The sequence below is a fragment of the Stutzerimonas stutzeri genome, from assembly GCF_002890915.1.
Lineage (GTDB): Bacteria > Pseudomonadota > Gammaproteobacteria > Pseudomonadales > Pseudomonadaceae > Stutzerimonas > Stutzerimonas stutzeri_AF.
Genome location: NZ_POUT01000007.1, coordinates 135,189 through 159,992, shown reverse-complemented (window position 1 = coordinate 159,992; position 24,804 = coordinate 135,189). Strand labels below are relative to the sequence as shown.

The 24,804-nt window shown below is 66.2% G+C and carries 20 protein-coding genes and 3 tRNA genes; 9 read left to right on the top strand and 14 right to left on the bottom strand.

Annotated elements, in window-relative coordinates; genetic code table 11:
- Positions 1–8: 8 nt before the first annotated feature.
- A complete protein-coding gene (locus CXK94_RS13755; RefSeq protein ID WP_102894764.1) occupies positions 9–1,268 on the bottom strand; it encodes a benzoate/H(+) symporter BenE family transporter in 1,260 nt (419 codons plus the stop codon).
- A gap of 111 nt (positions 1,269–1,379) precedes the next feature.
- Here CXK94_RS13755 and CXK94_RS13750 point away from each other — a divergent pair, with 111 nt between their 5' ends.
- Positions 1,380–2,867: a PLP-dependent aminotransferase family protein gene (locus tag CXK94_RS13750; RefSeq protein ID WP_102894763.1), complete on the top strand. Its 1,488-nt coding sequence runs from the start codon at positions 1,380–1,382 to the stop codon at positions 2,865–2,867.
- A 49-nt stretch (positions 2,868–2,916) separates the two neighbouring features.
- On the opposite strand, the gene CXK94_RS13745 is transcribed toward CXK94_RS13750, so the two are convergent.
- Complete coding sequence (locus tag CXK94_RS13745) at positions 2,917–3,804, bottom strand: PA4780 family RIO1-like protein kinase (protein WP_102894762.1); 888 nt, start codon at positions 3,802–3,804, stop codon at positions 2,917–2,919.
- 157 nt (positions 3,805–3,961) lie between these two features.
- On the opposite strand from CXK94_RS13745, the gene ada reads away from it, so the two are divergent.
- The 3 genes from ada to CXK94_RS13730 are packed head-to-tail and all read left to right on the top strand — an operon-like array spanning position 3,962 to position 6,127.
- A complete protein-coding gene (gene ada, locus CXK94_RS13740) occupies positions 3,962–5,002 on the top strand; it encodes a bifunctional DNA-binding transcriptional regulator/O6-methylguanine-DNA methyltransferase Ada (RefSeq protein WP_102894761.1) in 1,041 nt (346 codons plus the stop codon).
- A gap of 51 nt (positions 5,003–5,053) precedes the next feature.
- A complete protein-coding gene (locus CXK94_RS13735; protein WP_037040451.1) occupies positions 5,054–5,296 on the top strand; it encodes a hypothetical protein in 243 nt (80 codons plus the stop codon).
- 51 nt (positions 5,297–5,347) lie between these two features.
- Positions 5,348–6,127, top strand: coding sequence for a TatD family hydrolase (locus CXK94_RS13730; protein ID WP_102894760.1), 780 nt, complete (start codon positions 5,348–5,350; stop codon positions 6,125–6,127).
- Between the two features lie 40 nt (positions 6,128–6,167).
- Here CXK94_RS13730 and CXK94_RS13725 read toward each other — a convergent pair whose 3' ends face one another.
- The 4 genes from CXK94_RS13725 to nfi all read right to left on the bottom strand — a co-directional run bounded on the left by CXK94_RS13725 (position 6,168) and on the right by nfi (position 10,907).
- Positions 6,168–8,198, bottom strand: a complete 2,031-nt coding sequence (locus CXK94_RS13725; protein ID WP_102894759.1) for a methyl-accepting chemotaxis protein — start codon at positions 8,196–8,198, stop codon at positions 6,168–6,170.
- Positions 8,199–8,667: 469 nt separating this feature from the next.
- A complete protein-coding gene (gene ampE, locus CXK94_RS13720; RefSeq protein WP_102894758.1) occupies positions 8,668–9,504 on the bottom strand; it encodes a regulatory signaling modulator protein AmpE in 837 nt (278 codons plus the stop codon).
- Between the two features lie 15 nt (positions 9,505–9,519).
- The gene (gene ampD, locus CXK94_RS13715; RefSeq protein WP_102894757.1) at positions 9,520–10,071 is read right to left on the bottom strand and encodes a 1,6-anhydro-N-acetylmuramyl-L-alanine amidase AmpD; all 552 of its coding nucleotides are present in this window, start codon (positions 10,069–10,071) and stop codon (positions 9,520–9,522) included.
- Between the two features lie 110 nt (positions 10,072–10,181).
- Complete coding sequence (nfi, locus tag CXK94_RS13710; RefSeq protein ID WP_102894756.1) at positions 10,182–10,907, bottom strand: deoxyribonuclease V; 726 nt, start codon at positions 10,905–10,907, stop codon at positions 10,182–10,184.
- A gap of 147 nt (positions 10,908–11,054) precedes the next feature.
- Here nfi and CXK94_RS13705 point away from each other — a divergent pair, with 147 nt between their 5' ends.
- Positions 11,055–12,047 (top strand): GlxA family transcriptional regulator, encoded by a 993-nt coding sequence (locus CXK94_RS13705; RefSeq protein WP_037040498.1) that lies wholly within the window; start codon positions 11,055–11,057, stop codon positions 12,045–12,047.
- Positions 12,048–12,254: 207 nt separating this feature from the next.
- Here CXK94_RS13705 and zapE read toward each other — a convergent pair whose 3' ends face one another.
- From zapE to CXK94_RS13690, 3 genes are all read right to left on the bottom strand, one after another.
- Positions 12,255–13,349 carry a cell division protein ZapE gene (gene zapE, locus CXK94_RS13700; RefSeq protein ID WP_102894755.1) on the bottom strand — a complete coding sequence of 365 codons (1,095 nt, stop codon included), beginning with the start codon at positions 13,347–13,349 and terminating at the stop codon, positions 12,255–12,257.
- Positions 13,350–13,506: 157 nt separating this feature from the next.
- Positions 13,507–14,865 carry a tryptophan--tRNA ligase gene (locus tag CXK94_RS13695; RefSeq protein ID WP_102894754.1) on the bottom strand — a complete coding sequence of 453 codons (1,359 nt, stop codon included), beginning with the start codon at positions 14,863–14,865 and terminating at the stop codon, positions 13,507–13,509.
- Positions 14,866–14,914: 49 nt separating this feature from the next.
- Positions 14,915–15,541, bottom strand: a complete 627-nt coding sequence (locus tag CXK94_RS13690; protein ID WP_102894753.1) for an alpha/beta hydrolase — start codon at positions 15,539–15,541, stop codon at positions 14,915–14,917.
- A 138-nt stretch (positions 15,542–15,679) separates the two neighbouring features.
- On the opposite strand from CXK94_RS13690, the gene CXK94_RS13685 reads away from it, so the two are divergent.
- Positions 15,680–16,111: a YhcB family protein gene (locus CXK94_RS13685; protein ID WP_102894752.1), complete on the top strand. Its 432-nt coding sequence runs from the start codon at positions 15,680–15,682 to the stop codon at positions 16,109–16,111.
- A gap of 164 nt (positions 16,112–16,275) precedes the next feature.
- On the opposite strand, the gene nadC is transcribed toward CXK94_RS13685, so the two are convergent.
- Positions 16,276–17,124: a carboxylating nicotinate-nucleotide diphosphorylase gene (gene nadC / locus CXK94_RS13680; protein ID WP_102894751.1), complete on the bottom strand. Its 849-nt coding sequence runs from the start codon at positions 17,122–17,124 to the stop codon at positions 16,276–16,278.
- Positions 17,125–17,550: 426 nt separating this feature from the next.
- Here nadC and CXK94_RS13675 point away from each other — a divergent pair, with 426 nt between their 5' ends.
- The 3 genes from CXK94_RS13675 (at position 17,551) to CXK94_RS13665 (ending at position 21,473) form a co-directional block, all read left to right on the top strand.
- Positions 17,551–19,818 (top strand): DUF1631 domain-containing protein, encoded by a 2,268-nt coding sequence (locus tag CXK94_RS13675; protein WP_102894750.1) that lies wholly within the window; start codon positions 17,551–17,553, stop codon positions 19,816–19,818.
- Between the two features lie 131 nt (positions 19,819–19,949).
- A complete protein-coding gene (locus tag CXK94_RS13670) occupies positions 19,950–20,123 on the top strand; it encodes a DUF3094 family protein (RefSeq protein ID WP_037040433.1) in 174 nt (57 codons plus the stop codon).
- 54 nt (positions 20,124–20,177) lie between these two features.
- Positions 20,178–21,473 (top strand): NAD(P)/FAD-dependent oxidoreductase, encoded by a 1,296-nt coding sequence (locus CXK94_RS13665; protein WP_102894749.1) that lies wholly within the window; start codon positions 20,178–20,180, stop codon positions 21,471–21,473.
- A gap of 296 nt (positions 21,474–21,769) precedes the next feature.
- On the opposite strand, the gene CXK94_RS13660 is transcribed toward CXK94_RS13665, so the two are convergent.
- From CXK94_RS13660 to clpB, 4 genes are all read right to left on the bottom strand, one after another.
- Positions 21,770–21,845: transfer RNA gene (locus tag CXK94_RS13660), tRNA-Lys, on the bottom strand.
- A gap of 5 nt (positions 21,846–21,850) precedes the next feature.
- Positions 21,851–21,927 (bottom strand) — tRNA-Pro (locus tag CXK94_RS13655).
- 9 nt (positions 21,928–21,936) lie between these two features.
- Positions 21,937–22,012, bottom strand: a tRNA-Asn gene (locus CXK94_RS13650).
- 201 nt (positions 22,013–22,213) lie between these two features.
- Positions 22,214–24,778 (bottom strand): ATP-dependent chaperone ClpB, encoded by a 2,565-nt coding sequence (gene clpB / locus CXK94_RS13645; RefSeq protein ID WP_102894748.1) that lies wholly within the window; start codon positions 24,776–24,778, stop codon positions 22,214–22,216.
- Positions 24,779–24,804 lie beyond the last annotated feature (26 nt).

Sequence of the window (24,804 nt, the reverse complement as noted above, 5' to 3'; positions counted from 1 at the left end):
TGACGGCATCATTTACCCACCTCCTGACCGCCGGCGGGGGCGGCAGCAGGATCGAACGCGCTCGTGGAAGCGCCCTGGCGACGCGGCAAACGGCCATTGAGCAGCGCATAGGCCACCAGGCCGATCACCAGCCCCCAGAAGGCACCGCCAATCCCTAACAGGGTGATGTTGGCGGCGGCGGCCAGGAAGGTGATCAGGGCCGCTTCGCGGGTGTTCGGATCGGACATCGCACTGGCGAGGCTGCCGCCAAGGGTGCCCAGCAGGGCCAGCCCTGCCAGCGTGGTGATGAACGTCGCCGGAAAGGCCATGAACACGGCGGCGAGCGTGACGCCGAAGACACCGACGAGGATGTAGAAGACACCTGCCGCAACACCTGCAATCCAGCGCTTGGATGGATCCTCATGGGCCTGCTTGCCGGTACAGATCGCTGCGGTGATCGCTGCGATGTTGAATGCATGCGAGCCGAACGGAGCCATGAGCAGCGAGCCCAGCCCGGTGACGGTCACGATGGGATTGGCACTGGTGGTGTACCCGTCATTGCGCAGCACCAGCATGCCGGGCATGTACTGCCCGGTCAGGGTGATCAGGAATAACGGCAAGGCGACACTCAGCAAGGCGTTGAACGAAAACGCCGGCATGGTGAGGATAGGCGCGGCGAGCTCGAACTCCAGCCTCGACAGATCGACCCGCCCCTGAACGAGCATGAGGACCACCCCCAGCAGCAGGATGCCGACCACCGCGTAGCGTGCGGTCAGGCGCTTGAACGCGACATAGGCGACGATCAGCAAGCCCGCTAGCAGGGGATCGAGGCTCATCCCGCCGAAAGCGCCGATGCCGAACTGAAGCAGAATGCCGGCCAGCAGTCCGGCAGCCAGGCCCGGAGGGACTCGCTGGATGATCCTGTCGAAACAGCCCGATAGGCCGAGCGCCATGAAGGCAGCGGCCGAGATCAGATATGCCCCCACCGCCTCGGCATAGGACGTCGTCCCCAGCGCCACGACGAGAAACGCCACCGCCGGCGTCGACCAGGCGGTGATGATTGGCGCACGGGTGATCCAGCTGAGGAGTATCCCGCTCACCCCCACGCCGATGGACACGGACCACACCCACGAGGCCGTCAGTTGCGGGCTGAGTCCCGCCGCCTTGGCAGCCTGGAAGACCAGGATGAAGGTGCCACCATAGTTGACGATGACCGAAACGAGCCCCGCCACGATGGGATGGGTGAGATCGCCTGGGCGGATGGATGATGGTGCTGTGAAGGACGACATGTTCTATCCCCGACTCCTTGGAATATTGGCGCCTGGCCCGAAGTGAAGTAGGTTTATACGCCCGAAATGGAAGGCTGTTCCCCGCCACTTTCATGAAGGAAGGCAGACCAATTGTTCAAGCATTCCCAACTCGAATCCGTCAAAGCCTGGCTAGCGAACCCCGCACATGCAGCCTTTCCGCTGCATTCACGCATCCAGCGGGCGATCCGGCAGTTGATCCTCGATGGAGCGCTCGGCGTCGGGAAGCCGCTCCCGGCATCGCGGGCACTGGCCAAGTCGCTCGGCGTCTCCCGGGATACCGTCGAGGCCGCATACGGCCAGTTGCACGGCGAGGGTTACATCGAGCGGCGCGTAGGCAGCGGCAGCTTCGTTTCGCACATGGCGCAGCGCGTGCCGGGACGCCACCTGTCGCAGCGCCGCAAGCCGTCGCAGGCCCCGCCCCCCAACCTCAGCCGGCGCGGTAGCGCGATGCTTGAAGGGGGCGGAGTGCGTGATTTCCTGACACCCCGCCCGTTCGCACCGGGCGTGCCGGAAACGCGGGGGTTCCCTCTACAGATCTGGGAGCGCCTGGAACGGCAGGTTCTGAAGGAGTATGCAAACAAGGCCCTGCTGCATGGCCATCCACAAGGAATGGAACCGCTGCGCCGCGCCATTGCCGATTACGTCAATCTCGAACGTGGCGCACATGCTACGGCCGAGCGCGTGCTGATCCTGACCAGCTCGCAGCAAGCCATGACGTTGTGCGCCCACGTACTGCTCGATGCCGGCGACCGGATCTTCGTCGAAGATCCGCTATACCACGGGGCCCGCAAGGCATTCGATGCCGCCGGCCTCGCATGCCTCCCCATCCCCGTGGACGCTCACGGCATGCGGGTCGAAGTCCTGCGCAGTGCCTCGACCCCCGCCAAGGCGGTCTTCGTGACCCCGTCGCACCAGTTCCCGACCGGCACCACTCTGCCCCTGGACCGGCGGCTGTCGCTGATCGAATGGGCCAGGCAACACCCGGCCTGGATCATCGAAGACGACTACGACAGCGAATTCCACTATGCCGGCAAACCGACAGCCTGCGTTCAAGGGCTGGATTCGCACGAGCGCACGATCTATATCGGCACGTTCACCAAATCGCTGTTTCCCGGCCTGCGGATCGCCTATGCCGTGCTGCCCGCGCAACTGGTGCAGCCCATGACTGTCGCCCGCACGCTGCTCGACGGGCACAGCGCCACGATCCCGCAGCTGACCTTGGCCCGGTTCATCGAAGGCGGTCATTTCGGCGCGCATGTGCGCACCATGCGCAGCATCTATGCACACAGGCTCGCGACACTGGAGCGCCTCGTCCGCCAGCACCTTGGCGCCTACGTCGAGCCGAGTGTGCCGACCGGGGGCATGCAGATGCCCTGCCTGCTCACCAGCGGTCTTTCCGAGCAGGCGGCTATCAACGCCGCACGCCGGGCCGGCATCGAACTCATGGGGTTGACGGGGCTGCACGCGTCGAGCGATTGCAGGGCCGGATTCCTGATGGGGTTTGCCGCCTATACGCCCACCGAGCTGGAAGCGGCGGTCAAGCAGCTCGCCTGCGCGTTCCAGACGCTCGAAGACTGACTACGGCCCGCAACCACGCGCGCGCGAAGCGAACGCCGCGGCGGCGGCTTCACCCGCGCAGCCACGGCGGCGGCGGCTCGTCCCTCGGCGCCTCGTCGGCGTTGCGCAGCGCCTCGCGCCGCGCCTGCTCGGCCAGGGTCGCCTTGATCTCGCGCATCACCGCGGCGATGTCGGCGGCGTCCTCCGGCTCGGCGAACACGCCGGTGAGCGCCGTCTCCGGCGTCAGCTTGCCCTGCTCGTAGAGCGCCCACATCTCCTTGGCGTAACGGGTGTACTTGAGCTCCGGCGCGAAGCGGCCGAAATAGGCGGCCATGTTGCCGACGTCGCGTTCGAGCATCTCGAACGCGTGGTTGTTGCCGGCGGCATCCACCGCCTGCGGCAGGTCGATGATCACCGGGCCGTGCTCGTCGAGCAGCACGTTGAACTCCGACAGGTCGCCATGCACCAGCCCCGCGCAGAGCATCTTCACCACCTCGTGGATCATGAAGGCATGGAATTCGCGGGCATCGTCCGGATGCAGCTCGACGTCGTTGAGCCGCGGCGCCGCATCGCCATCCTCGCCGGCGATCATTTCCATCAGCAGCACGCCGTCGAGGAAATCGTAGGGTTTGGGCACCCGCACGCCGGCGTCGGCCAGGCGGAACAGCGCGGCGACCTCGGCGTTCTGCCAGCTCTCTTCCTTCTCCTTGCGCCCGTGCCGGGAACCCTTGGCCATGGCGCGGGCATCGCGGCTGTTGCGCACCTTGCGCCCCTCCTGATACTTCACGGCCTGGCGGAAACTGCGCTTGTTGGCTTCCTTGTAGACTTTGGCGCAGCGCAGCTCATCGCCACAGCGCACCACGTATACCGCCGCTTCCTTGCCGCTCATCAGCGGCCGCAGCACCTCGTCGATCAGGCCATCCTCGATCAGCGGTTCGAGTCGTTTAGGCGTTTTCATCAGCGGCTTGCAGGTCCTTCTCGTCAATGCGGTGCTGCAGGTTACGGTAATCGCCAGCGGGCTTCCATGTTCCCCATCGAGTTTGAAAGCACGCTTTGGATTGGCGCACAACCGGCCCAGGGACGACAATCGCACCATCGGATCATGGAGCACCGTCATGCTCGACCAAGACCGCTGCTGGCAAGCCCTGTGCGAACGCGACGCCGCCTTCGACGGCCGCTTCGTGTTCGCCGTGCGCTCGACCGGCATCTTCTGCCGCCCCAGCTGCCCGGCACGCCGGCCGCTGCGCGAACGGGTGAATTTCTATGACAGCGCCGCAGCGGCCGAAGCCGCCGGCTTTCGCCCATGCCGGCGCTGCTCGCCGCAGGGGCAGAGCCCGAGCCAGCAGCTCGATGCGCTGGTGATCGCCGCCTGTCGCCTGCTCGACGAAGCCAAAGGACCACTGCCCTTGCGGCAATTGGCGGCGCGCATCGGCCTGTCGCCGGCCTACCTGTCGCGCGCCTTCAAGGCGCGTACCGGGCTGACGCCGCGCGCCTGGACCGCAGCCCGGCGCCGCGAACGGCTGGAAGCGCAGCTGCCGGATGCCACGTCGGTGCTGGGTGCCGCCCTCGCCGCCGGCTATTCCGGAACCCGCGCGCCCTATACCGAAGCCACGGCGCTGACTCCGGCCCAACGCCGGCGCAAAGGCGCCGGGGAAAGCCTGCGCTACGCGCTGGCGCCCTGCCCGCTCGGCCTGCTGTTGGTCGCCGCCAGCGACAAGGGCGTCTGCGCGCTGCTGTTCGGCGACGACGAGGCGACGCTGGAGGACGAGCTGCGCACGCGCTTCGGCGCCGCCCGGCTACAGCGCGACCAGGCCGGGCTGGGCGACTGGCTGCAGGCGATCGTCGAGCAGTTGGAGGAGCCCCGGCACGCCGCACAGCTGCCGCTGGACCTGCGCGGCAGCGCCTTCCAGCAGCGCGTCTGGCAGGCGCTGCAGCAGATTCCGGTCGGCGAGACCCGCCGCTACGGCGAACTCGCCGAAGCGCTCGGCAGCCATGCCCGCGCGGTGGCGCGGGCCTGTGCCAGCAATCCGGTCGGGCTGCTGGTGCCCTGCCACCGGGTGGTCGGCAGCCAGCAGGCGCTGACCGGCTATCGCTGGGGGCTGGCGCGCAAGGCGGCGCTGCTCGAGCACGAGGCACGGCACAAGACGGGAGATTGAGCGAATTCTGGCGGTCGGATGGTTTAGCCCCCCGCGAAACCGAGAACCGCCATGACCGAATTGAAGCGCTACCGCATCCACTACCGCATCAATGGCCAGCCCGCCTCGCTGGTCATCAGCTCCTTCGAGCAGCCGGGTCTCGAGCAGGCCGAGCTGGAGATCCTCCTGCAGCACGTGCATGAGCCGCGTGCTGCGATCGATGCGCCGTGGGAGAGTCCGATCCGCCCGAGCGAGGAGAGCCGCATGGCCGAACTGGGTGTCAGCGACATCCAGATCGAGGAGGAAACCCGTTGATCCCGCGGTAGCATTGTCCTTACCCAGCCGCAGGTCGAACGGAATTTCATCGTGCAGTTGATCGACACCCACACCCACCTCGACTTCGAGCATTTCGATGCCGACCGCGAGCAGGTCCTGGCGCGCTGCGCGGCCAGCGGCGTCGAGCGCATCGTCGTGCTCGGCGTGCACGAAGGAAACTGGCAGCGGGTCTGGCTGCTGGCCTGCGAGCAGCCGGCGGTGCATGCCGCGCTGGGCCTGCATCCGGTGTTCCTCGAACGGCACCGCGACGAACACCTGCAGGCGCTGCACGGCTGGCTGCAGCGCCTGCATGGCGAGCGCAAGCTCTGCGCCATCGGCGAGATCGGCCTGGACTACTACATCGACGATCCCGACACCGAGCGCCAGCAGCGCCTGCTCGAAGCGCAGCTGGAGATGGCCGCGGAATTCGCCCTGCCGGTGCTGCTGCACGTGCGCCGCGCCCATGCGCCGATGATCGCCACGCTCAAGCGGCACCGGCTCGAACGGGCCGGCATCGTCCACGCCTTCAGCGGTAGCTGGGAGGAAGCGCGCGAGTACCTGCGCCTGGGTTTCAGGCTCGGCCTCGGCGGCGCCGGCACCTGGCCGCAGGCGCGGCGCATGCAGCGCGTGCTCCGCCAGTTACCGCTGGACGGCATCGTGCTGGAAACCGACGCCCCGGATATTCCGCCGGCCGGCCACGGCGGCGAGCGCAACAGCCCGGAGCTGCTGCCGGAAATCTGCCGGAGCCTGGCCAGCATCAAGGGCATCGACGCCGAGGAACTGGCCGCCGCCAGCTACCGCAACAGCTGCGAGCTGTTCGGCTGGCCTTGAGCCCGCCCCTCTCCTGACGCGGCCGTTTGTCGCCGAGCGCTCAGACGCGGAACGCCGCGATCAACGTCTGCAACCGCCCCACCAGCTGGGTCAGCTCGCGGCTGGCTTGTTCGGTGTGCCCGGCACCTTCGGCGGTGCGCTGGCCGGCCTCGTTGATGGCGACGATATTGCGGTCGATATCGTGCGCCACCGCGGTCTGCTGCTCGGCGGCGGCGGCGATCTGCTGGTTCTGGTCGACGATCAGGCCCACCGCGCCGAGGATGTTCTCCAGCGCCTGCTCCACCTGCGCCGACTGGCCGACGGTGTCCTCGGCCAGTGCGTGGCTGGCGTGCATGGTCTTCACCGCCGCGCCGACGCCCCCCTGCAGCCGCGCGATCATCTGCTCGATCTCCGCGGTCGACTGCTGCGTGCGCTGGGCCAGCCCGCGCACCTCGTCGGCGACCACGGCGAAACCGCGGCCCTGCTCGCCGGCCCTCGCCGCCTCGATGGCGGCGTTGAGCGCGAGCAGGTTGGTCTGTTCGGCGATGCCCTTGATCACGTCGAGCACCTGGCTGATCGCCTTGCTGTCGCCGGCCAGTTGATTGATCACGCCAACCGACTGCTCGATCTCCTCGGCCAGCCGCTGGATGCCGCCGACCTGCGCCACCACCAGGCTGCGACCGCTGACGGTTTCCTCGTTGACGCTCTGCGCGCTGCCCACGGCGGCCTCGGCACTGGTGGCGACGGCCTGGGCGGTGGCCGACATCTGGTTCATCGCCGTGGCCACCTGCTCGATCTGGCTGCGCTGCTCGGAGACCGTCTGGTTGCTCTCGCCGGAGACGCTTTCGACCCGGCCGGCCTGGCGCTCGACCTCGGCGACGGTCTGCCCGACCCGCTCGATCAACTCGCGGATCTGCGCCACGGTGGTGTTGAAGACCTGGCCCAGTTCGCCCAGCTCGTCGCGGCTCTGTACCGCGTAGCGCGCGGTCATGTCGCCGGCGGCGACCTGGTCCATGACCACGCCCAGGCGCTTCAGCGAGGCCCGCGTGGAGACATAGAAGCCGGCGTAGAGGTAAGCCACCAGCCCCAGCACCACCGCCAGCGCCGACAGCAGCAGGGTCATCAGCAGGCGCTTCTGCTCCAGCCGTTCGCCGAGCTGCACCTCGAGAAAATCGAGAATGGCGTCGTTCAGCTGGTAGGTCTTCGCCATCTCGGCGCTGATCTGGTCGTAGAACGCGTCCCAGGGGCGCTCGAAGGCATCGGCCATGATCACCTCGTCCTGGAAGATGTCCGCGCTGGCCTGCAGCGATTCGCGGCTGGCGCCGGCATGCACGTCCAGCCGGCTGCGCACGGCCGCGCTGCCGCCGATGGCGTCCTGCAGCTGCACCGCGTATTGCGCCTGCTGTTTCTCCAGCTCCAGCACGAGGTTGTCCAGCGTGTTGCTGGCATCGGAATTGAGGTAGCCCTGGCCGAAGGTGTACGCGCCCACCGCACGCCCCTGGCCCAGCAGCATGCTGATGGCCGGCGTCACCGAGGTCAGTAGCTCGGAGAGCTGGCGCACCTCGCGGTCGGCGTCCTGGCTCAGGCCCGATTGCCCGGCGACCAGCTTGATCAGTACCTGCGACTGGCCCAGCAGCACCTGCGCCATCGCCGCCTTCGACTGCAGCGACTGCTCGGCCTGGGCGGCGCCCAGCGCGGCGACGAGTTCGTCGCGGCGACCGTTGAACTCGGCCACCTGCTCCGCGGCGTCGCTGACCGGTTCGAGCGCCTGCAGCTGCGACGAGAGTTCGCCCTCCACCTGCTCCAGCCGGGCGATCAGCGTCTCGACGTTGCCGGCCTGGCCGATGATCGACTCGATCTGCACCAGGTCCTTCCAGTCCTCCATGCTGCGCCGCACTTGCAGCGCCGCGCCGAGCAGCTCGAGGCTGCGCAGCTCCGTGCGGGTGCCGACGAACTCCCGGTACGAATCGCGCACCAGGTAGAAGTTGCTCAACAGCATGGGAACGAAGAAGAGGACGCTGACCAGGCTGAACTTCATGCCGAAACTCAGCCGGTTCATGAACGCGACAGCGGGATATAGCAGGCTATTCACACGACGTCTCCCAAATATTATTGGTATCGCTTACGGCCGGCGCGGACCGTAGCAGGGTTCGTCAGAGAGGTGGCATCGAGCCGAGTTATACGGGATATCGGTTCGCTGTTTTGTAACTTAAGGTAATGGCCAGGTGATATCAGGCCGACGAGCGGTCGGCGGCGGATGGCAAGACGTCTGGCATGCGGGTTATGCGGATGCACCCCGAAACGATCATGGAACGATCGTATGAGTCGGTATTCAGATGGCAGGCTTTCACCACCACCAGGGCACGCTCGCAGGGCCGAGTATGCGCGAGTCTTTGTAGGGCACGATCGAAAGCGGCTTGCTCCGGCTCGTATCTGAAGCGCTGGCTCCCCTGGTAGGAGCAAGCCATGCCTGCGAACAGGATCGACACATCGATACGGCCGCTTTTTCGCGGGCATGGCCCGCGCCTACGACGCTCGGGAACCGAAACAGCAACAGCCGGCTAGGCCAGAATGGTCCAGATCGCGATGACCGCGTACCAGAGCACGCGGGTGCGCACCAGCAGCGCGGCCAAGCCATCGAGCCGGTCGATGCCGGCCTCACCGTCGCTCGCTGCCGGCAGGTCGGCGGCCAGCGGTCCGGCATCGGCGAGCAGGCGCGGGGCCGGGACGTCCCAGCTCAGCAGTTCGTGCAGCAGCGCGCGATTGACCGCGACGAAGTTGCCGACCAGGGCGAAGCTGGCCAGCAACAGGCGTACCGGCAGCCAGTCGAAAGCATGTCGCAATTGCTCGGCGCGCTCGCGCAACCCGGCCTGCTGCGCGTGCGCCATGCACAGCGCCAGCAGCCGATAGGCCAGCGCCGCCATCGGCCCGAGCAGCAGGTACCAGAAGATCACCGCGAAGAAGCCTTCGTAACTGCGCCACAGCAGGTGCGCCTGGACCGCCTGCAGCAGGCCCGACGGACTCTCCGCGCGCAAGCCGGCATCGCGCTCGGCGGCCAGCGCCGCGGCCTCCTCGTCACCGCGCCGCCAGGCATCGCGGAAGGCGCCGAGTTCGGCCTTGGCGTGGCCGCGGCCGAGGCTGTAGAGCAGCACCAGCAGGTGCAGCGGCAGGCTCAGCCAGCCGTAGGCCAGCGGCTCCAGCGCCAGCAGCAACAGGCCGAGCAGCAGCACCGGCAGCAGGACCAGCACCAGCAGCGCCAGCCAGGGCGTGGCGCTCAGGCGCGGGCTGGCTTCGACCTGGCGTAGCCGCGCGAGCCAGAAGCCATCGTGCTGCAGACGCGGCCGCCAATCGGAGAATTTCTCCACCAGCAGCACCAGCAGGACCACCAGAAAACTCATCTTCGCTTCCTTCCGTCAGCAGGTAATGGCGGCCGCGCGCAGGCGCGACCAGTCGAATGCAGGGCCGGGATCGGTCTTGCGCCCCGGGGCGATATCGCTGTGGCCGCAGACCCGCCCGGGGGTGATGGCCGGATAGGCCCGCAGCAGCAGCCGGCAGAGGGCGATCAGCGAACGGTACTGCGGCTCGGTGAAAGGCTCGCAGTCGGTGCCCTCCAGCTCGATGCCGAGGGAGAAATCGTTGCAGCCCTCGCGCCCCTCGAAACAGGACACGCCGGCGTGCCAGGCGCGGTCCAGGCAGGAAACGAACTGGGTGATGGTGCCATCGCGCTCGATGAGGAAATGCGCCGACACCTGCAGCCCGGCGATCTCCTCGAAGAACGGATGCTCGCCGCACGGCAGGCAGTTCTGGAAGAACTGCTGGACCTTGCCGGTGCCGAACTGGCCAGGCGGCAGGCTGATGTTGTGGATGACCAGCAGCGAAATCTCGCCATCCGGGCGCTGATTGAAGTTCGGTGACGGACAGTGGCGGATGCCGTGGCACCAGCCCGTCGCGGAGTCCAGGTGCATCGTACGGGCTCTTGCTGACTACTGCCTCGCAGGCTATCGCCAGCCGCCCGCCGGCTGCAAGCGTGCGAATGTATCGAGACACTGGCGCCCGGTGCAGCGGACGGCGCCCCTCATTCGATAGGTAGCCGCAGGCTGGCAGCCTTCTCGTCGCGGCGCGAGGCCAGGCGGTCGGCCAGCCGGGTCGGCTCGGGCAGGCGATAACGGGTCACGTACTGCATCACCAACTGCGGCGCCGTGGCCAGGCTGACGCGATTGCCCGGCGAGATGATCAGCGGTCGCACCTTGTCCTTGCTGCGCAATACGCTGCCGATCACCTCGCCGCTGCGCTTGTCGCGCAGGTCCACCCGTGCGCCACGCGCCAGGCCCAGCTCGTCGTGATCGCCGGTGAGAATCTTCTTCGCCACGCCGATGGTCGGCAGCCCGGTCACCACGCCGAGATGCGCGGCGATCCCCAGCCGCCGCGGATGGGCGATGCCGTGGCCGTCGGAGAAGATCAGGTCGGGCACTTCCGGCAGCGCCTCGAGGGCCTGCAATACCGCCGGCAGTTCGCGGAACGACAGCAGCCCCGGGATGTAGGGCATGCTGGTGGGAATCCGCGCCAGGCTCTGGGCGACCACCTCCAGCGTCCTCGCATCCAGCAGCACCACGGCGGCGCGGGTGATGGCGCCGCCTTCCTCGAAGCCGACATCCACCCCGGCGATCAGGCGCAAGGACGGAAAGTCGTCCTCCAACCGCACCTGCTCCGCCAGGGTCTTCTGCATTTGCCGCGCCGCGGCAGGCGTGCCGTCCCAGTCGCCGAACGGCGCGGCGGGATAGGGATGTTGCGCATCGCTCATGGTTTTCTCCTGCATGTCAGCCGTTCGACGTGTCGGCACAGGGGGCGGTTCAGTCACGCCGCGCTGGACAGCCACGCAAAAAAATAGGACGCTCCAGCCACCTTGCGGCAGTTTTACCGCACCCACAATAATCAGAATCGCATGCCCATGGCCAATTCCGAATCACTCAAGCACATCGGCATCCTCGCCAGCGAAGGTGTCTTCGCCTCGACGCTCATGCAGGCCAAGGACTTCTTCCACATGGCCAGCCTGCGCCACGGCAAGCAGCTCGGCCTGGACCTGACGCCCGCCTTCGAGACCCGCCTGGTCAGCCCGGACGGCAAGCCGGTGACCACCTTCAGCGGTACCGTCATCGACGTGGACGGCGCCTTGAGCGATGCCGACCTGATCATTCTGCCGGCCTTCTGGGGCGATTTCGATGCGCTACGCAAGCGTTACCCGCAGGTCACGCCCTGGCTGCGCGAGCGGCACGCCGCCGGCAGCGCGATCTGCGGCGAGGCCACCGGGGCGTTCTGGATGGCCCAGGCAGGCCTGCTGGATGACCGCGAGGCGACCACCCACTGGCGCTTCTGCAGCGAGTTCGCGCAGCGTTTCCCACGGGTGCAGCTCAGCACCGACAAGCACCTCACCGACAGCGACAACCTCTACTGCGCCGGCGGCACCACCTCGGCCTGCGACCTCTACATGTACCTGGTGGAGCGCTTCTGCGGCGCCAACGTGGCGCAGGGCATGGCCCGCGACGTGCTGTTCGAGCTGCAGCGCAGCTACAGCCCGGGGCGGCTCGGCTTCGGCGGGCAGAAGCTGCATCTGGATACGCGCATCCTGCAGATCCAGGAATGGCTGGAAGCCCACTTCGCCGATAAATTCCGCTTCGAGGACGTGGCGCGCCAGCACGGCATGAGCATTCGCAACTTCATGCGCCGTTTCCAGGCCGCCACCGGCGACAAGCCGCTGCACTACCTGCAGCGCCTGCGCATCGAGACGGCCAAGAGCCTGCTGGCCACCACCGGCAAGAGCATCAAGACGATCAGCTACGAAGTCGGCTACGACGACGCCAGCTTCTTCGCCCGCCTGTTCCGCCAGCACACCGAGCTATCACCGAACCAGTATCGGCAGCAGTACCGGCACAAGAGCAGCTGAAAGCTGGAAAGCGTTCGGCGCAGCGTAGAAAGACTGCAAGCTTGCACGGCTTCCTGTAGGAGCCAGCTTGCTGGCGATGCTGTTGGCGTGCCGATCGCCCGCAAGCGGGCTCCTACAGAGGGCCCTTTCGGAAGTCGAACGATTACTGAGACCGTAGAACAACCTGCCAAGCTTCTACTGCCTTTGCTTCCAGCTTCAGCTGCTTCCCTACGGCTTGTGCGGCCGCGCCAGGTATTCGTGGGACTGCATCTCCAGCAGGCGGCTGAGGGTGCGTTGGAATTCGAATTCCAGGCGGCCGCCGGCATAGAGGTCCTTGAGCTCCACTTCCGCGGAGAGGATCAGCTTGACGTTGCGGTCGTAGAATTCGTCGACCATGTTGATGAAGCGGCGGGCCATGTCGTCCTTGGCCACGTTCATCTGCTCGATGTTGGAAACCAGCACGGCCTCGAAGATCTTGCCCAGTTCGATGTAGTCGTTCTGGCTGCGCGGCCCGTCGCAGAGGGCGCGGAATTCGAACCAGGCGACATCGTTGGCGACCTTGCGCGCCATGATCTCGCGGTTCTCGATCATCAGCGCCTCGTTCTCCAGCACCGTGCAGTTTTCCGTCAGCAGGCTGCGGAAGCTCTTCTCCAGGCTCTGCTCGGCCTCGACGTCCAGCGGGAAGTGATAGAGCTCGGCCTGTTCCAGCGCGCGCAGGCGATAGTCGATACCGCTGTCGACGTTGACGATCTCGGTGTGCTTCTTCAGCAACTCGATCGCCGGCAGGAAGCGCGCGCGCTGCAGGCCGTCCTTGTACAGACCGTCCGGCACGATGTTGGAGGTCGCCACCAGACTCACACCGTTCTTGAACAGCTCGTCGAGCAGGGTGGCGAGGATCATCGCGTCGGTGATGTCGGAGACGAAGAACTCGTCGAAGCAGATCACCCGCGCCTCGTCGGCGAAGCGCTTGCCGATGATGGTCAGCGGGTTCTTCTCGCCCTTGAGGGTCTTCATTTCCTCGTGCACGCGCTTCATGAAGCGATGGAAGTGCGTGCGCATCTTCTGCTTGAACGGCAGCGCGTCGAAGAAGGTGTCGACCAGATAGGTCTTGCCGCGGCCCACGCCGCCCCAGAAGTAGATGCCCTTGATCGGCTCCGGCTGCTTCTTGCCGAACAGCTTGCCGAGCAGGCCGCTCTTGTTGCGGTCGTCGGCCACCAGATCGTCGTACAGGCGCTGCAGGTGGCGCACCGCGTTTTCCTGGGCGGCGTCGTGGAAGAAGTCAGGACGTTTCAGGTCGGCCTGATAGCGCGCAAGAGGAGTCATGGCGGAGTCTGGGTAGTGAAACGGGGCCGACACTTTAGCCGCGCCCTCGGTGGTTGGCAATTTACTCAGGTCGTTCAAGCGTCGGTCCTCCCGGGACTGCCGTGCAAGGGCGCAGTTCGCCGGGGCCGCGCCACGCGCAGCCCGGCGGGCGCCGTCGTTACTCGACGAGCGTGGCCAGTGCCTCGCGCACGCGCAGCATGGCGGCGTCGAGGGCGTCGGCGTTCTCGTAATGCGGGCTGTCGGCGATGCATTCGTCGTCCAGCCACAGGGTGAACTGATCGCCCTCGTCCTCGCGAAGTTCCAGGGCATCCGGGCCGCCGGCGATCAGCCGCTGGGTCAGCACGCCGATCGCCTTCGGGTTGCTCAGCGGCCGCGACAGCAGCAGTTCCTCGCCATCGGGGGCGAAGAAGCGGAAGCGGAAGGCGCCGTCGGCCTCGCGGAAACTGGCGAAGCGCGCCACCTTGCTGGCCTTCTTCTTCGCCGGCGCGGTGCTTTTCACCTCGCTACGGAAATTGCGCAGGCCCACCGCCTCGCGCAGTTCGCCGAGGAACGGCGTGGCGATCAGACGGGCCTTGGCGGCGCCGGCCTGGAGGATATCCTCCAGCTCGGCGGGCTTGGCGATCAACGCATGGTACAGCTCGCGCGCCTCGCCCAGCTCGTTGTCGAGCAGTTGGAACAGGCGCTGCTTGGCGTCGCCCCAGGCCAGCCCGTCGAGCAGTTCCTGGCGGAAGCCGGCCTGCTGCGCCGCGGTGGCGAAGGCCTGGTAGAGGGTGAACAGGTGCGAGCTGTCCGGGTCCTTGGGCTCGCCCGGCAGCCGGGAGTCGGTGACGATGCGGGCGATGGCGCCCTTCAGCTCCTTGGCGCTGCCGAACAGCGGGATGGTGTTGTCGTAGCTCTTGGACATCTTGCGTCCGTCCAGCCCCGGCAGGGTGGCCACGCTGTCCTCGATCACCGCCTCGGGCAGGGTGAAGAACTCCTTGCCGTTGCCGAACAGGTGGTTGAAGCGCTGCGCGATGTCCCGCGCCATCTCCACGTGCTGGATCTGGTCGCGCCCCACCGGCACCTTGTGCGCGTTGAACATCAGGATGTCCGCCGCCATCAGCACCGGGTAGCTGTACAGGCCCATGGTCACGCCGGCGTCCGGGTCCTCGCCGTTCTCGACGTTCTTGTCCACCGACGCCTTGTAGGCATGGGCGCGGTTGAGCAGGCCCTTGGCGGTGACGCAGGTCAGCAGCCAGGTCAGCTCGGGGATCTCGGGAATGTCGGACTGGCGGTAGAAGGTCACGCGCTCGGCATCCAGCCCGCAGGCCAGCCAGGTCGCGGCGATTTCCAGGCGCGAGCGCTGGATGCGCAACGGGTCGTCGCACTTGATCAGCGCATGGTAGTCGGCGAGGAAGTAGAAGGAGTCGGCCGCCGCATCGCGGCTGGCCAGGACCGCCGGCCGGATCGCCCCGGCGTAGTTGCCCAGGTGCGGCGTGCCGGTGGTGGTGATACCGGTAAGGATTCGGGTGTTCATGTGCAGTACGTCTCGCTCATTGCAGCCGGAGCCGGAAAAGTGCCTGGCGTTACAGCCGCGGAGCGACCAGCTCCTTCAGCTCGACCAGCTTGCCGTGAAAAAAGTGGCCGCATTCTGCCACTTTCAACAGCTCATGGGGGCGCTGCAGGCCGGCGGAAAAGGCATAAACCGACTCGGCGTCGATCACTTCGTCCTGCTCCGGCTGGATGATGGTCAGTTCGCAGCGCTCGGCCAACGGCCGGTCGAGCAGGCGCGATACCGCCGGCGCCACCATGACCAGGCGCTGCAGCGCCACGCCCTCGGCTTCCAGGCGGGCGGCCAGGCGGCCGGCGACGAAACCGCCGAAGGAAAAGCCCAGCAGGGTCAGCGGCAACCCGGGCTGCTGCGCCATCAGCCAGCGCAGCGACGCCTCGGCGTCGTCCACTTCGCCCTCGACCATGTCGTGCGTACCGGCGCTGGCGCCGACGCCGCGGTAGTTGAAGCGCAACGTGCTGTAGCCGGCATCGCGCGCCGTGCGCTGCAGGGTCGAGACGACCTTGTTCAGCATGGTGCCGCCCTTGACCGGGTTCGGGTGGCAGATCAGGGCCAGCCCCTTGGCCTGGGGCTGTTCGAAGTACAGACCTTCCAGCACACCGCAGGGGCCGTCGAGAGAGAGGGGGGTTTCGCGTTTCAACAAAGCAGGAACTCCGTGACCTTGGGACGAGTCGACTCGTCTTGCTAACTAGCTGCCGGTGACCGCCGCCTCGCGCCGCGGTATACAGAGCAGGTACGAGACGTTAACGTAAGCACAGCCGTTTATATAGAGGAAGGACTCGTGGAACAGACCCTCGCGACCTGGTTGCTCCCGATCGTCGGCCTGATCGCCGGCATCGCCATCGGTTATCTGGTGGCTCGCAGCAGCACGCCGAACCGCACACAGCGTCAAGTCGACGACCTGCAGGAGCGCTTCGACACCTATCAGAGTGAGGTGGTCACCCACTTCAACACCACTGCCAGCCTGCTACGCAAGCTCACCAGCAATTACCAGGACATCCAGGATCACCTGTCCGACGGGGCCAACCGCCTGGCGCTCGACGAACAGACCCGCCAACGCCTGCTGGCCTCGTTGCACAGCGAGGAGAGCAATGGCTCCCGCGAGCGCCTGTCCTCGCCGACCTTCACCGAGCCGCCGAAGGACTATGCGCCGAAAAGCGACGATACCCCCGGCACCCTGCACGAGAACTTCGGCCTGAAGAGCCGCCACTGATCGTTCCGCCTGGCGCAACGCCTCAGCCGTTTCGATACAGTGGATTGAAGTTCAAAAGCATCGCCCCGAGGTCGGGCCTCCCACAAAAGCAGCCTGCACACCTCCCTTGTGAGGAGGGCGCCCTCGCGGCGATGCAGGCCGAGGGCCTGCCAAAGACCTGAAGCCTACTGGCGCAGCCGCATCGACAGATCCACCGCATGCACATGCTTGGTCAGCGCGCCGATGGAGATGTAGTCCACGCCCGTTTCCGCGACGCGGCGCAGCGTCTCGTCACTGATCCCGCCCGATGCCTCCAGCTTGGCCCGGCCGGCGGTGATGCCAACCGCCGCACGCATGTCGTCCAGGCTCAGCTCGTCGAGCATGACGATGTCGGCGCCAGCCTGCAGGGCCTGCTCGAGTTCGTCGAGGCTTTCCACCTCCACCTCCACCGGCTTGCCCGGGGCGATGCGATGCGCGGCGGCGATGGCGGCGGCGATGCCGCCACAGGCCGCGATATGGTTTTCCTTGATCAGGAAGGCGTCGTACAGACCGATGCGATGGTTGTGGCAGCCGCCGCAGGTCACCGCGTACTTCTGCGCCAGGCGCAGCCCGGGAATGGTCTTGCGCGTGTCGAGCAGCCGAACCCCCGTCCCCTCCACCATGTCCGCATAATGACGGCAGCGCGTGGCGACGCCAGAGAGCATCTGCAGGAAGTTCAATGCGCTGCGCTCGCCGGTGAGCAGCGAGCGCGCCGGGCCTTCGAGCTGGAACAGCACCCGGTCCGCCTCTACCCGCTCGCCGTCGGCGACCTGCCAGTGCACGGCCACCCGCGGATCGATCTGGCGAAACACCGCATCGACCCAGGCCACACCGCTGATCACCGCCGTCTCGCGGGTGATGACCGCGGCATGCGCCAGGCGCTCGGCGGGGATCAATTGGGCGGTGATATCGCCGCTGCCGATGTCCTCGGCCAGGGCCCGGCGGACATTGGCGTCGATTTCGGCAGTCAGATCAGCAAGGGTGAGATTCGGCATGGTCGGCTCCTCAAGATTGCCGGGATTATAAGGGCTGCGCCGGCCGGACGCAGCGGCGGCCCCAGCCACGCTCACGAAGCGCCCACTGGCGATTTCTGACCGCTCGGCGGAAAAGCCGCGAGTATCTGTGAGCTGAGTCATGTCCAATGAAAAACCGGGGTTGGCATGCGATCATGATGCTTATAATGACCTCAAGAAAATTGACGCCACACAAATGACGATGTCCCGGCGGCGAGCACCGTTGTAAAACCGAAGCGCTCGACTATGCTGCGTTGGAATCCGGTTCGACAAGAGTTCTCCGCGCTGGATCGCGGGCTCGCCTGATTGCCTTTCGCCTTGCTCTGCCACCGTGCTTACCTTTATAAGACGCTGATCAAACAAAGCGTTCGTGACCGCCCCCAAGCCGGCGACCGCAGGAGAGTCTCGATGCGAACCGATGCGAAAGTGGTGCACCTGAACAAGGCCGCCCCTGAGCGCAAGCCCTCTTCACCGGCAGGAAGACTGCCCGTGGCGCTCATCAGCGTGCGCGACAAGGCCGCCCAGCACCTGCGCCAGGCCCTGCAGTCGCTTTTCGACAATGCCGATGACTCGCTTTTCGAGATCGCCGACCGCGCTACCAGCAACGCCGAGCAGAACGCCTTCTTCGAAGCCATGCGCGACCTGCGCATGAAGCGCCGCAACATCGAACGCGGGTTCCTGCAGCAACTGTTCGAATCCTTCGCCACACTCAATCAGTACGAGATCGGCAAGCCGCCGGCACTCGAAAACGTATCGTTCGACAACCTGTCCCTGGTGCAGAACGACGAACTGGAAGAGTCCGTCGCCGTCGATACCATGGTCGCCAAGGTCATGAGCCGTGCCGCGCAACCGCTGGGGCACCTGACCACCCGCATGAATGCGCTGATCAGCAAGAAGCTCGACGACAAGAACAATCCGCTCGGACCCCATGCGCTCTGCGACTATTTCATCGAAGCCTGCAGTAGCCTTGGCGTGGGCATCAAGGTCAAGCTGATCATCTTCAAGCTCTTCGAAAAATACGTGCTGGGCGACCTCGACCAGCTGTATGCCGAGGCCAACCAGACCCTGGTCGCCGCCGGCATCCTGCCGGAACTGCAGTCCGCACCGCCACGCCGCCAGCAGCGCCCCGGCATGCCAGCCGGCAGCCATGCACCGGCCGCATCGCTTGGCCAGGCCAGCCATGCCGACGAGGGCTTGCAGGAGGCCGCGTTCAGCGCCCTGCACAACCTGCTTTCGGAACTGCGCGGCAGCAGCGCCCTGCCCGCCCGCAGCATTCCCAGCGACGCCATTCCGATCTCCAGCAACGACCTGCTGCGTCTGCTTTCGCACATGCAGACCCGCACCCCGCAGGCCGTCGATGACTTCGACCTGCAGGAACAGCTCGGCAATCTGCTGAGCCGCGTCAGCGCCAAGAGCGGCAAGTCACGCGTGGTCGGCGAGATCGACGATGACGTCATCAATCTGGTCTCCATGCTGTTCGAATTCATCCTCGACGACCGCACCCTGCCGGACTCGCTCAAGGCCCTGATCGGACGCCTGCAGATTCCGCTGCTCAAGGTGGCGGTGCTGGACAAGACCTTCTTCAGCCGCGGCAGTCATCCGGCCCGCCGCCTGCTCAATGAAATCGCCGCTGCCGCCATGGGCTGGGGCGACCAGGACGAGGCCCAGCGCGACAGCCTCTACCAGAAGATCGAACAGATCGTGGCACGCCTGCTCAACGATTTCGTCGACGACCCCACCATCTTTTCCGAGTTGCTGGCCGACTTCCTCGCCTTCGTCGGCGACGAGCGGCGCCGCAGCGAACTGCTCGAGCAGCGCACCCGCGATGCCGAGGAAGGCCGCGCCAAGGCCGAGATTGCCCGCCAGGAAGTGGAGCAGGCGCTGAACCAGCGCCTGCTCGGCAAGACCCTGCCGGAAGTCGTGGTACGCCTGCTGCAGGAGGCCTGGAGCAAGGTCCTGCTGCTGACCTGCCTGAAACACGGTACCCAGTCCGCGGAATGGCAGGCCGCCCTGGACACCATGGATGACCTGGTGTGGAGCGTGACGCCCCACAACGATGACGCATCCCGCGAGCGCCTGCTCGAACTGGTGCCGAGCCTGCTCAAGGCCCTGCGCGAAGGCTTGGTCAGCGCCGCCTTCGACCCCTTCTCCACCGGCGATTTCTTCACCCAGCTCGAGGCGCTTCACGTCCAGACCCTGCAGCGCTATCAGCAGCCCGAGAGCCTGCCCGAGGACATCCAGCCCGCGACCGGCGAGCCGGAGGTTCATTCCGAAGCCCCTGCCGCGACCGAGACGGCGCCGGCGCCAGCCATGGTCGAAGTCGTCGAGCAGATCGTCCTGCTGGCGCCCGGCGAAAGCCGCGAACAGGAACCGGAAATCAACCTGCCGGACAATGACGCGGCCCTGATCCAGGTCGACAACCTGCGCGTCGGCAGTTGGGTCGAGTTCCAGGAGGACGAGGAACACAAGCTGCGCTGCAAGCTGGCCGCGGTGATCAAACCCACCGGCAAATACATCTTCGTCAACCGGACCGGCATGAAGGTCCTGGAAAAGACCCGCATGGGCCTGGCGAGCGAGTTCCAGCGCGGCGCCATCCGCCTGCTCAACGACACGCTGCTGTTCGATCGCGCCCTGGAGTCGGTCATCGGCAACCTGCGCAAGCTGAAGAACAGCTGACCGCCGACGGGCGGGCCGAGAGGCCCGCCATCCGTGCATCCCCGCCACCTCCCCGGCCACAACGCCCCGTAGTTCGCACTTGGCTTTTGATCCCGCACAGTTAGAATGCCTGCATTCCCTTCGAGGTGCTTATGCCCAGCCGCCTGAATCCCGAAGACCAGCAGCGCGTCGACGAATACCTGCGCGCACCCCAGCACCAAGTCGAGCGCCAGCCATTCCGTCCCTGGCTCCTGCTCCTGCTCGTGCTGGCCGTGGTGATCGGTCTCGGGCTGCTGAGCCGCCTCCTGAGCCGCCTGGTGTCATGAGCCCCGCTCCCCCAGACGCGCCGCCGATTTCCTTGCAGCCTATGAGTCATTTCCATGTCACATCGAATCGTAATCGTCGGCGGCGGCGCCGGCGGGCTGGAGCTTGCCACCCGCCTGGGTAGGTCCCTGGGCAAACGCGCCAAGGCCCGCATCACCCTGGTGGACGCCAACCTCACGCACATCTGGAAGCCCCTGCTGCACGAAGTCGCCGCCGGCTCACTGAACTCGTCCGCCGATGAGCTCAACTACGTGGCCCAGGCCAAATGGAACCATTTCGAGTTCCAGATGGGCCGCATGGCGGGGCTGGATCGCGCCAGCCAATGCATCCAGCTGGAAGCCACCCGGGACGAGTTCGGCATCGAACTGGTTCCCGCCCGCTCGCTGCACTACGACACCCTGGTCATCGCGGTCGGCAGCACCACCAACGATTTCGGCACGACGGGCGCTGCCGAGCACTGCATCTTCCTCGATACCCGCGAGCAGGCGGAGCGCTTCCACCGGCAATTGCTGAGCCACTACATGCGCGCCCACGCGGGCGAAAGCGGCTCCAGCGACATCAGCATGGCGATCGTCGGAGCCGGCGCCACCGGCGTCGAGCTCGCGGCCGAACTGCTGCATGCCGCCAAGGAGCTGGCCGCCTATGGCCTGGACGGCATCAAGCCGGAGAACGTGCGGATCACCCTGATCGAGGCCGGACCGAAGGTGCTGCCGGCGCTGCCCGAGCGTATCAGCCAACCCGTCCACCAGACGCTGCTCGACCTGGGCGTCAAGGTACTCACCGGAGCCGCGGTCAGCGATGTCAGCGCCGAAGGGCTGCATACCAAGCAGGGCGAATTCATTCCGGCCAGCCTCAAGGTCTGGGCTGCGGGAATCAAGGCGCCGGCCTTCCTGCACGAACTCGACGGCCTGGAAACCAACCGGATCAACCAGCTGGTGGTGCATCCCACCCTGCAGTGCACTCGCGACGACAATATCTTCGCCTTCGGCGACTGTGCGGCTTGCCCGCAGCCGGACAGCGACCGCAACGTGCCGCCGCGCGCGCAGGCAGCCCACCAGCAGGCTTCGCTGCTTGCCCGCTCGATCCAGCTACGCCTGGAGGGCAAGCCGCTGCCGGGCTACCGCTACAAGGACTACGGCTCGCTGATTTCACTGTCGAGCTTCTCGGCGGTGGGCAACCTGATGGGCAACCTCACCGGCAATGTCATGCTCGAAGGCTGGCTGGCGCGGATGTTCTATATCTCGCTGTACCGCATGCACCAGATCGCGCTCTACGGGATACCGCGGACACTGCTGATGATGCTGGGCGACAAGCTCAGCCGCAGTACCGAGCCTCGGTTGAAGTTACACTGAGGAGCCATGTGCACAGTCAGGTCGGAACCCGCAGCCCGAGGCGCACAGGCCGGGCCGGGGCGCGTAGCGTAGGTTGGGTCGGGGCGCGCAGCCTGGGGAGCGCAGCGACGAAGCCCAACACGTTCGTCGCCCCTGCTGGGCTTCGCTACGCTCAGCGCCAACCCACCCGTGAACGTCCGGGCCAGAATCCGAACCCAACACGTCCAGCAAGCCCTGCAACACAAAACGAGGACATAAAAAAGCTGGATGCCCTTTCGGATCATCCAGCTTTTTCCGCTTCCCGCGGAAGCTTCGTATGGTGGGTCGTGTAGGATTCGAACCTACGACCAATTGGTTAAAAGCCAACTGCTCTACCAACTGAGCTAACGACCCGCAAATGGTCGGGGTAGGGGGATTCGAACTCCCGACATCCTGCTCCCAAAGCAGGCGCGCTACCGGACTGCGCTATACCCCGATTGGAATTTGGCTCCGCGACCTGGACTCGAACCAGGGACCCAATGATTAACAGTCATTTGCTCTACCGACTGAGCTATCGCGGAACGACTCGCTATTCCAGCTCTTCAGCGGTTACGTTCCCGCCTCAGAGGCGCGCCATTTTACGGTTCCCGGCACCGCTGTCAAGCCTGGAAATACGATTCCTGACAATACTTTGCGTCTCTTCGAGGCAAACGCCCGAGATGCCCCGTTGACTGGAACGCGCCCCGGGCGTCGCCCCCCCCCCGGGGCGGCGTCGGCCAGTATCAGTCGAAGACGATCTGCTCGCCTTCGACCCGCGCCTTGACCGTGCTGCCCGGCGCGAACTGGCCGGAGAGGATCTGCTGCGCCAGCGGGTTCTCGATCCAGCGCTGGATCGCGCGCTTGAGCGGCCGCGCGCCGTAGACCGGGTCGTAGCCGACGGCGATCAGCTTGTCCATCGCCTCCTGGGTCAGCTCCAGGCTCAGCTCGCGTTCGGCCAGGCGCTTGCGCAGGCGGCCCAGCTGGATCTCGGCGATGCCGGCGATCTGCTCGTGGCCCAGCGGATCGAACACCACCACCTCGTCGATGCGGTTGATGAACTCCGGGCGGAAGTGATGAGACACCGCATCCATCACCGCCGCCCGCTGGGCTTCCGGATCGCCGACCAGCTCCTGGATCTGCGCCGAGCCGAGGTTCGAGGTCATCACCACCACGGTATTGCGGAAGTCCACGGTGCGCCCGTGGCTGTCGGTCAGGCGACCGTCCTCGAGCACCTGCAGGAGGATGTTGAACACGTCCGGATGGGCCTTCTCCACCTCATCGAGCAGGACCACCGAATAGGGCTTGCGGCGCACCGCCTCGGTCAGGTAGCCACCCTCCTCGTAGCCGACGTAGCCCGGCGGGGCGCCGATCAGGCGAGCCACCGAATGCTTCTCCATGAACTCGGACATGTCGATGCGAATCATCGCCTCCTCGGTGTCGAAGAGGAATTCGGCCAGCGCCTTGCACAGCTCGGTCTTGCCCACCCCGGTCGGACCGAGGAAGAGGAACGAGCCGCTCGGCCGGTTCGGGTCGGCCAGCCCGGCGCGCGAACGGCGCACGGCATTGGCCACGGCGACCACTGCCTCGTGCTGGCCGATCACCCGCTGGTGCAGCATGTCTTCCATGCGCAGCAGCTTCTCGCGCTCGCCCTCGAGCATCTTCGACACCGGAATGCCGGTCCACTTGGAGACCACCTCGGCGATTTCCTCGTCGGTCACCTTGTTGCGCAGCAGCTGGTTCTCCGCCTTGCCGTGCTGGTCGACCATCTGCAGGCTGCGCTCCAGATCGGGGATGATGCCGTACTGCAACTCGGCCATGCGCGCCAGGTCGCCCTTGCGCCGCGCGGCTTCGAGGTCGGCCTTGGCCTGCTCGATCTTCTGCTGGATCTGCGCCGAGCCCTGCACCTCGGCCTTCTCCGACTTCCAGATTTCCTCGAGGTCGGCGTATTCCTTCTCCAGCTTGGCAATGTCGCCCTCGAGCTTGGCCAGGCGTTTCTTGGTCGCCTCGTCGTCTTCCTTCTTCAGCGCCTCGCGCTCGATCTTCAGCTGGATCAGGCGGCGATCGAGGCGGTCCAGCTCCTCAGGCTTGGAGTCGATTTCCATGCGGATGCGGCTGGCGGCCTCGTCGATCAGGTCGATGGCCTTGTCCGGCAGCTGACGATCGGTGATGTAGCGATGCGACAGCTTGGCCGCGGCGATGATCGCACCGTCGGTGATGCTGACCCCGTGGTGCACCTCGTAGCGCTCCTTGAGGCCGCGCAGGATGGCGATGGTGTCCTCCTCGCTCGGCTCGTCGACCAGCACCTTCTGGAAGCGCCGCTCCAGCGCGGCGTCCTTCTCGATGTACTGGCGGTACTCGTCCAGCGTGGTGGCGCCGACGCAATGCAGCTCGCCGCGCGCCAGCGCCGGCTTGAGCATGTTGCCGGCGTCCATGGCGCCCTCGGCCTTGCCGGCGCCGACCATGGTATGCAGCTCGTCGATGAACAGGATGATCCGCCCTTCCTGCTTGGACAGCTCGTTGAGCACCGCCTTCAGGCGCTCCTCGAACTCGCCGCGGAACTTGGCGCCGGCGATCAGCGCGCCCATGTCCAGCGCCAGCAGGCGCTTGTCCTTGAGGCCGTCGGGCACCTCGCCGTTGACGATGCGCTGGGCCAGGCCCTCGACGATGGCGGTCTTGCCGACGCCCGGCTCGCCGATCAGCACCGGGTTGTTCTTGGTGCGCCGCTGCAGCACCTGGATGGTGCGGCGGATCTCGTCGTCACGGCCGATCACCGGGTCGAGCTTGCCGTCCTCGGCGCGCTTGGTCATGTCCACGGTGTACTTGTCCAGCGCCTGGCGCGACTCCTCGGCGTTGGGATCGTTGACCGCCTCGCCGCCGCGCAGGTTGGCGATGGCGTTCTCCAGCGCCTTCTTGCTCACGCCCTGGGCCAGCAGCAGCTTGCCCAGGCGGGTGTTGCCGTCGAGCGCGGCGAGCAGCACCAGCTCGCTGGAGATGTACTGGTCGCCCTTCTGTTGGGCCAGGCGATCGGCCTGGTTGAGCAGGCGCGCCAGGTCCTGGGACAGGTTCATGTCGCCGGTGGGATTCTGCAGCTTGGGCAGTTGGTCGAGTTCCTTGGTCAGCGCCTGGCGCAGGGCATTGATGTCGAAGCCGACCTGCATCAGCAGCGGCTTGATCGAGCCGCCCTGCTGCTCGAGCAGCGCCTGCATCAGGTGCAGCGGTTCGATGGAGGGGTGATCCAGGCCGACGGCGATGGACTGGGCGTCGGAGAGTGCAAGCTGCAGCTTGCTGGTCAAACGATCGATACGCATGGACGTTCATCCTCAAGGTAAAGGCA

Excerpts from the sequence above, each read along its gene's own strand:
- CXK94_RS13755 (WP_102894764.1), bottom strand. The coding sequence starts at position 1,268 with ATGTCGTCCTTCACAGCACCATCATCCATCCGCCCAGGCGATCTCACC.
- CXK94_RS13745 (WP_102894762.1), bottom strand. The coding sequence starts at position 3,804 with ATGAAAACGCCTAAACGACTCGAACCGCTGATCGAGGATGGCCTGATC.
- ada (WP_102894761.1), top strand. The coding sequence starts at position 3,962 with ATGCTCGACCAAGACCGCTGCTGGCAAGCCCTGTGCGAACGCGACGCC.
- CXK94_RS13735 (WP_037040451.1), top strand. The coding sequence starts at position 5,054 with ATGACCGAATTGAAGCGCTACCGCATCCACTACCGCATCAATGGCCAG.
- ampE (WP_102894758.1), bottom strand. The coding sequence starts at position 9,504 with ATGAGTTTTCTGGTGGTCCTGCTGGTGCTGCTGGTGGAGAAATTCTCC.
- ampD (WP_102894757.1), bottom strand. The coding sequence starts at position 10,071 with ATGCACCTGGACTCCGCGACGGGCTGGTGCCACGGCATCCGCCACTGT.
- nfi (WP_102894756.1), bottom strand. The coding sequence starts at position 10,907 with ATGAGCGATGCGCAACATCCCTATCCCGCCGCGCCGTTCGGCGACTGG.
- CXK94_RS13705 (WP_037040498.1), top strand. The coding sequence starts at position 11,055 with ATGGCCAATTCCGAATCACTCAAGCACATCGGCATCCTCGCCAGCGAA.
- zapE (WP_102894755.1), bottom strand. The coding sequence starts at position 13,349 with ATGACTCCTCTTGCGCGCTATCAGGCCGACCTGAAACGTCCTGACTTC.
- CXK94_RS13695 (WP_102894754.1), bottom strand. The coding sequence starts at position 14,865 with ATGAACACCCGAATCCTTACCGGTATCACCACCACCGGCACGCCGCAC.
- nadC (WP_102894751.1), bottom strand. The coding sequence starts at position 17,124 with ATGCCGAATCTCACCCTTGCTGATCTGACTGCCGAAATCGACGCCAAT.
- CXK94_RS13675 (WP_102894750.1), top strand. The coding sequence starts at position 17,551 with ATGCGAACCGATGCGAAAGTGGTGCACCTGAACAAGGCCGCCCCTGAG.
- CXK94_RS13670 (WP_037040433.1), top strand. The coding sequence starts at position 19,950 with ATGCCCAGCCGCCTGAATCCCGAAGACCAGCAGCGCGTCGACGAATAC.
- CXK94_RS13665 (WP_102894749.1), top strand. The coding sequence starts at position 20,178 with ATGTCACATCGAATCGTAATCGTCGGCGGCGGCGCCGGCGGGCTGGAG.
- clpB (WP_102894748.1), bottom strand. The coding sequence starts at position 24,778 with ATGCGTATCGATCGTTTGACCAGCAAGCTGCAGCTTGCACTCTCCGAC.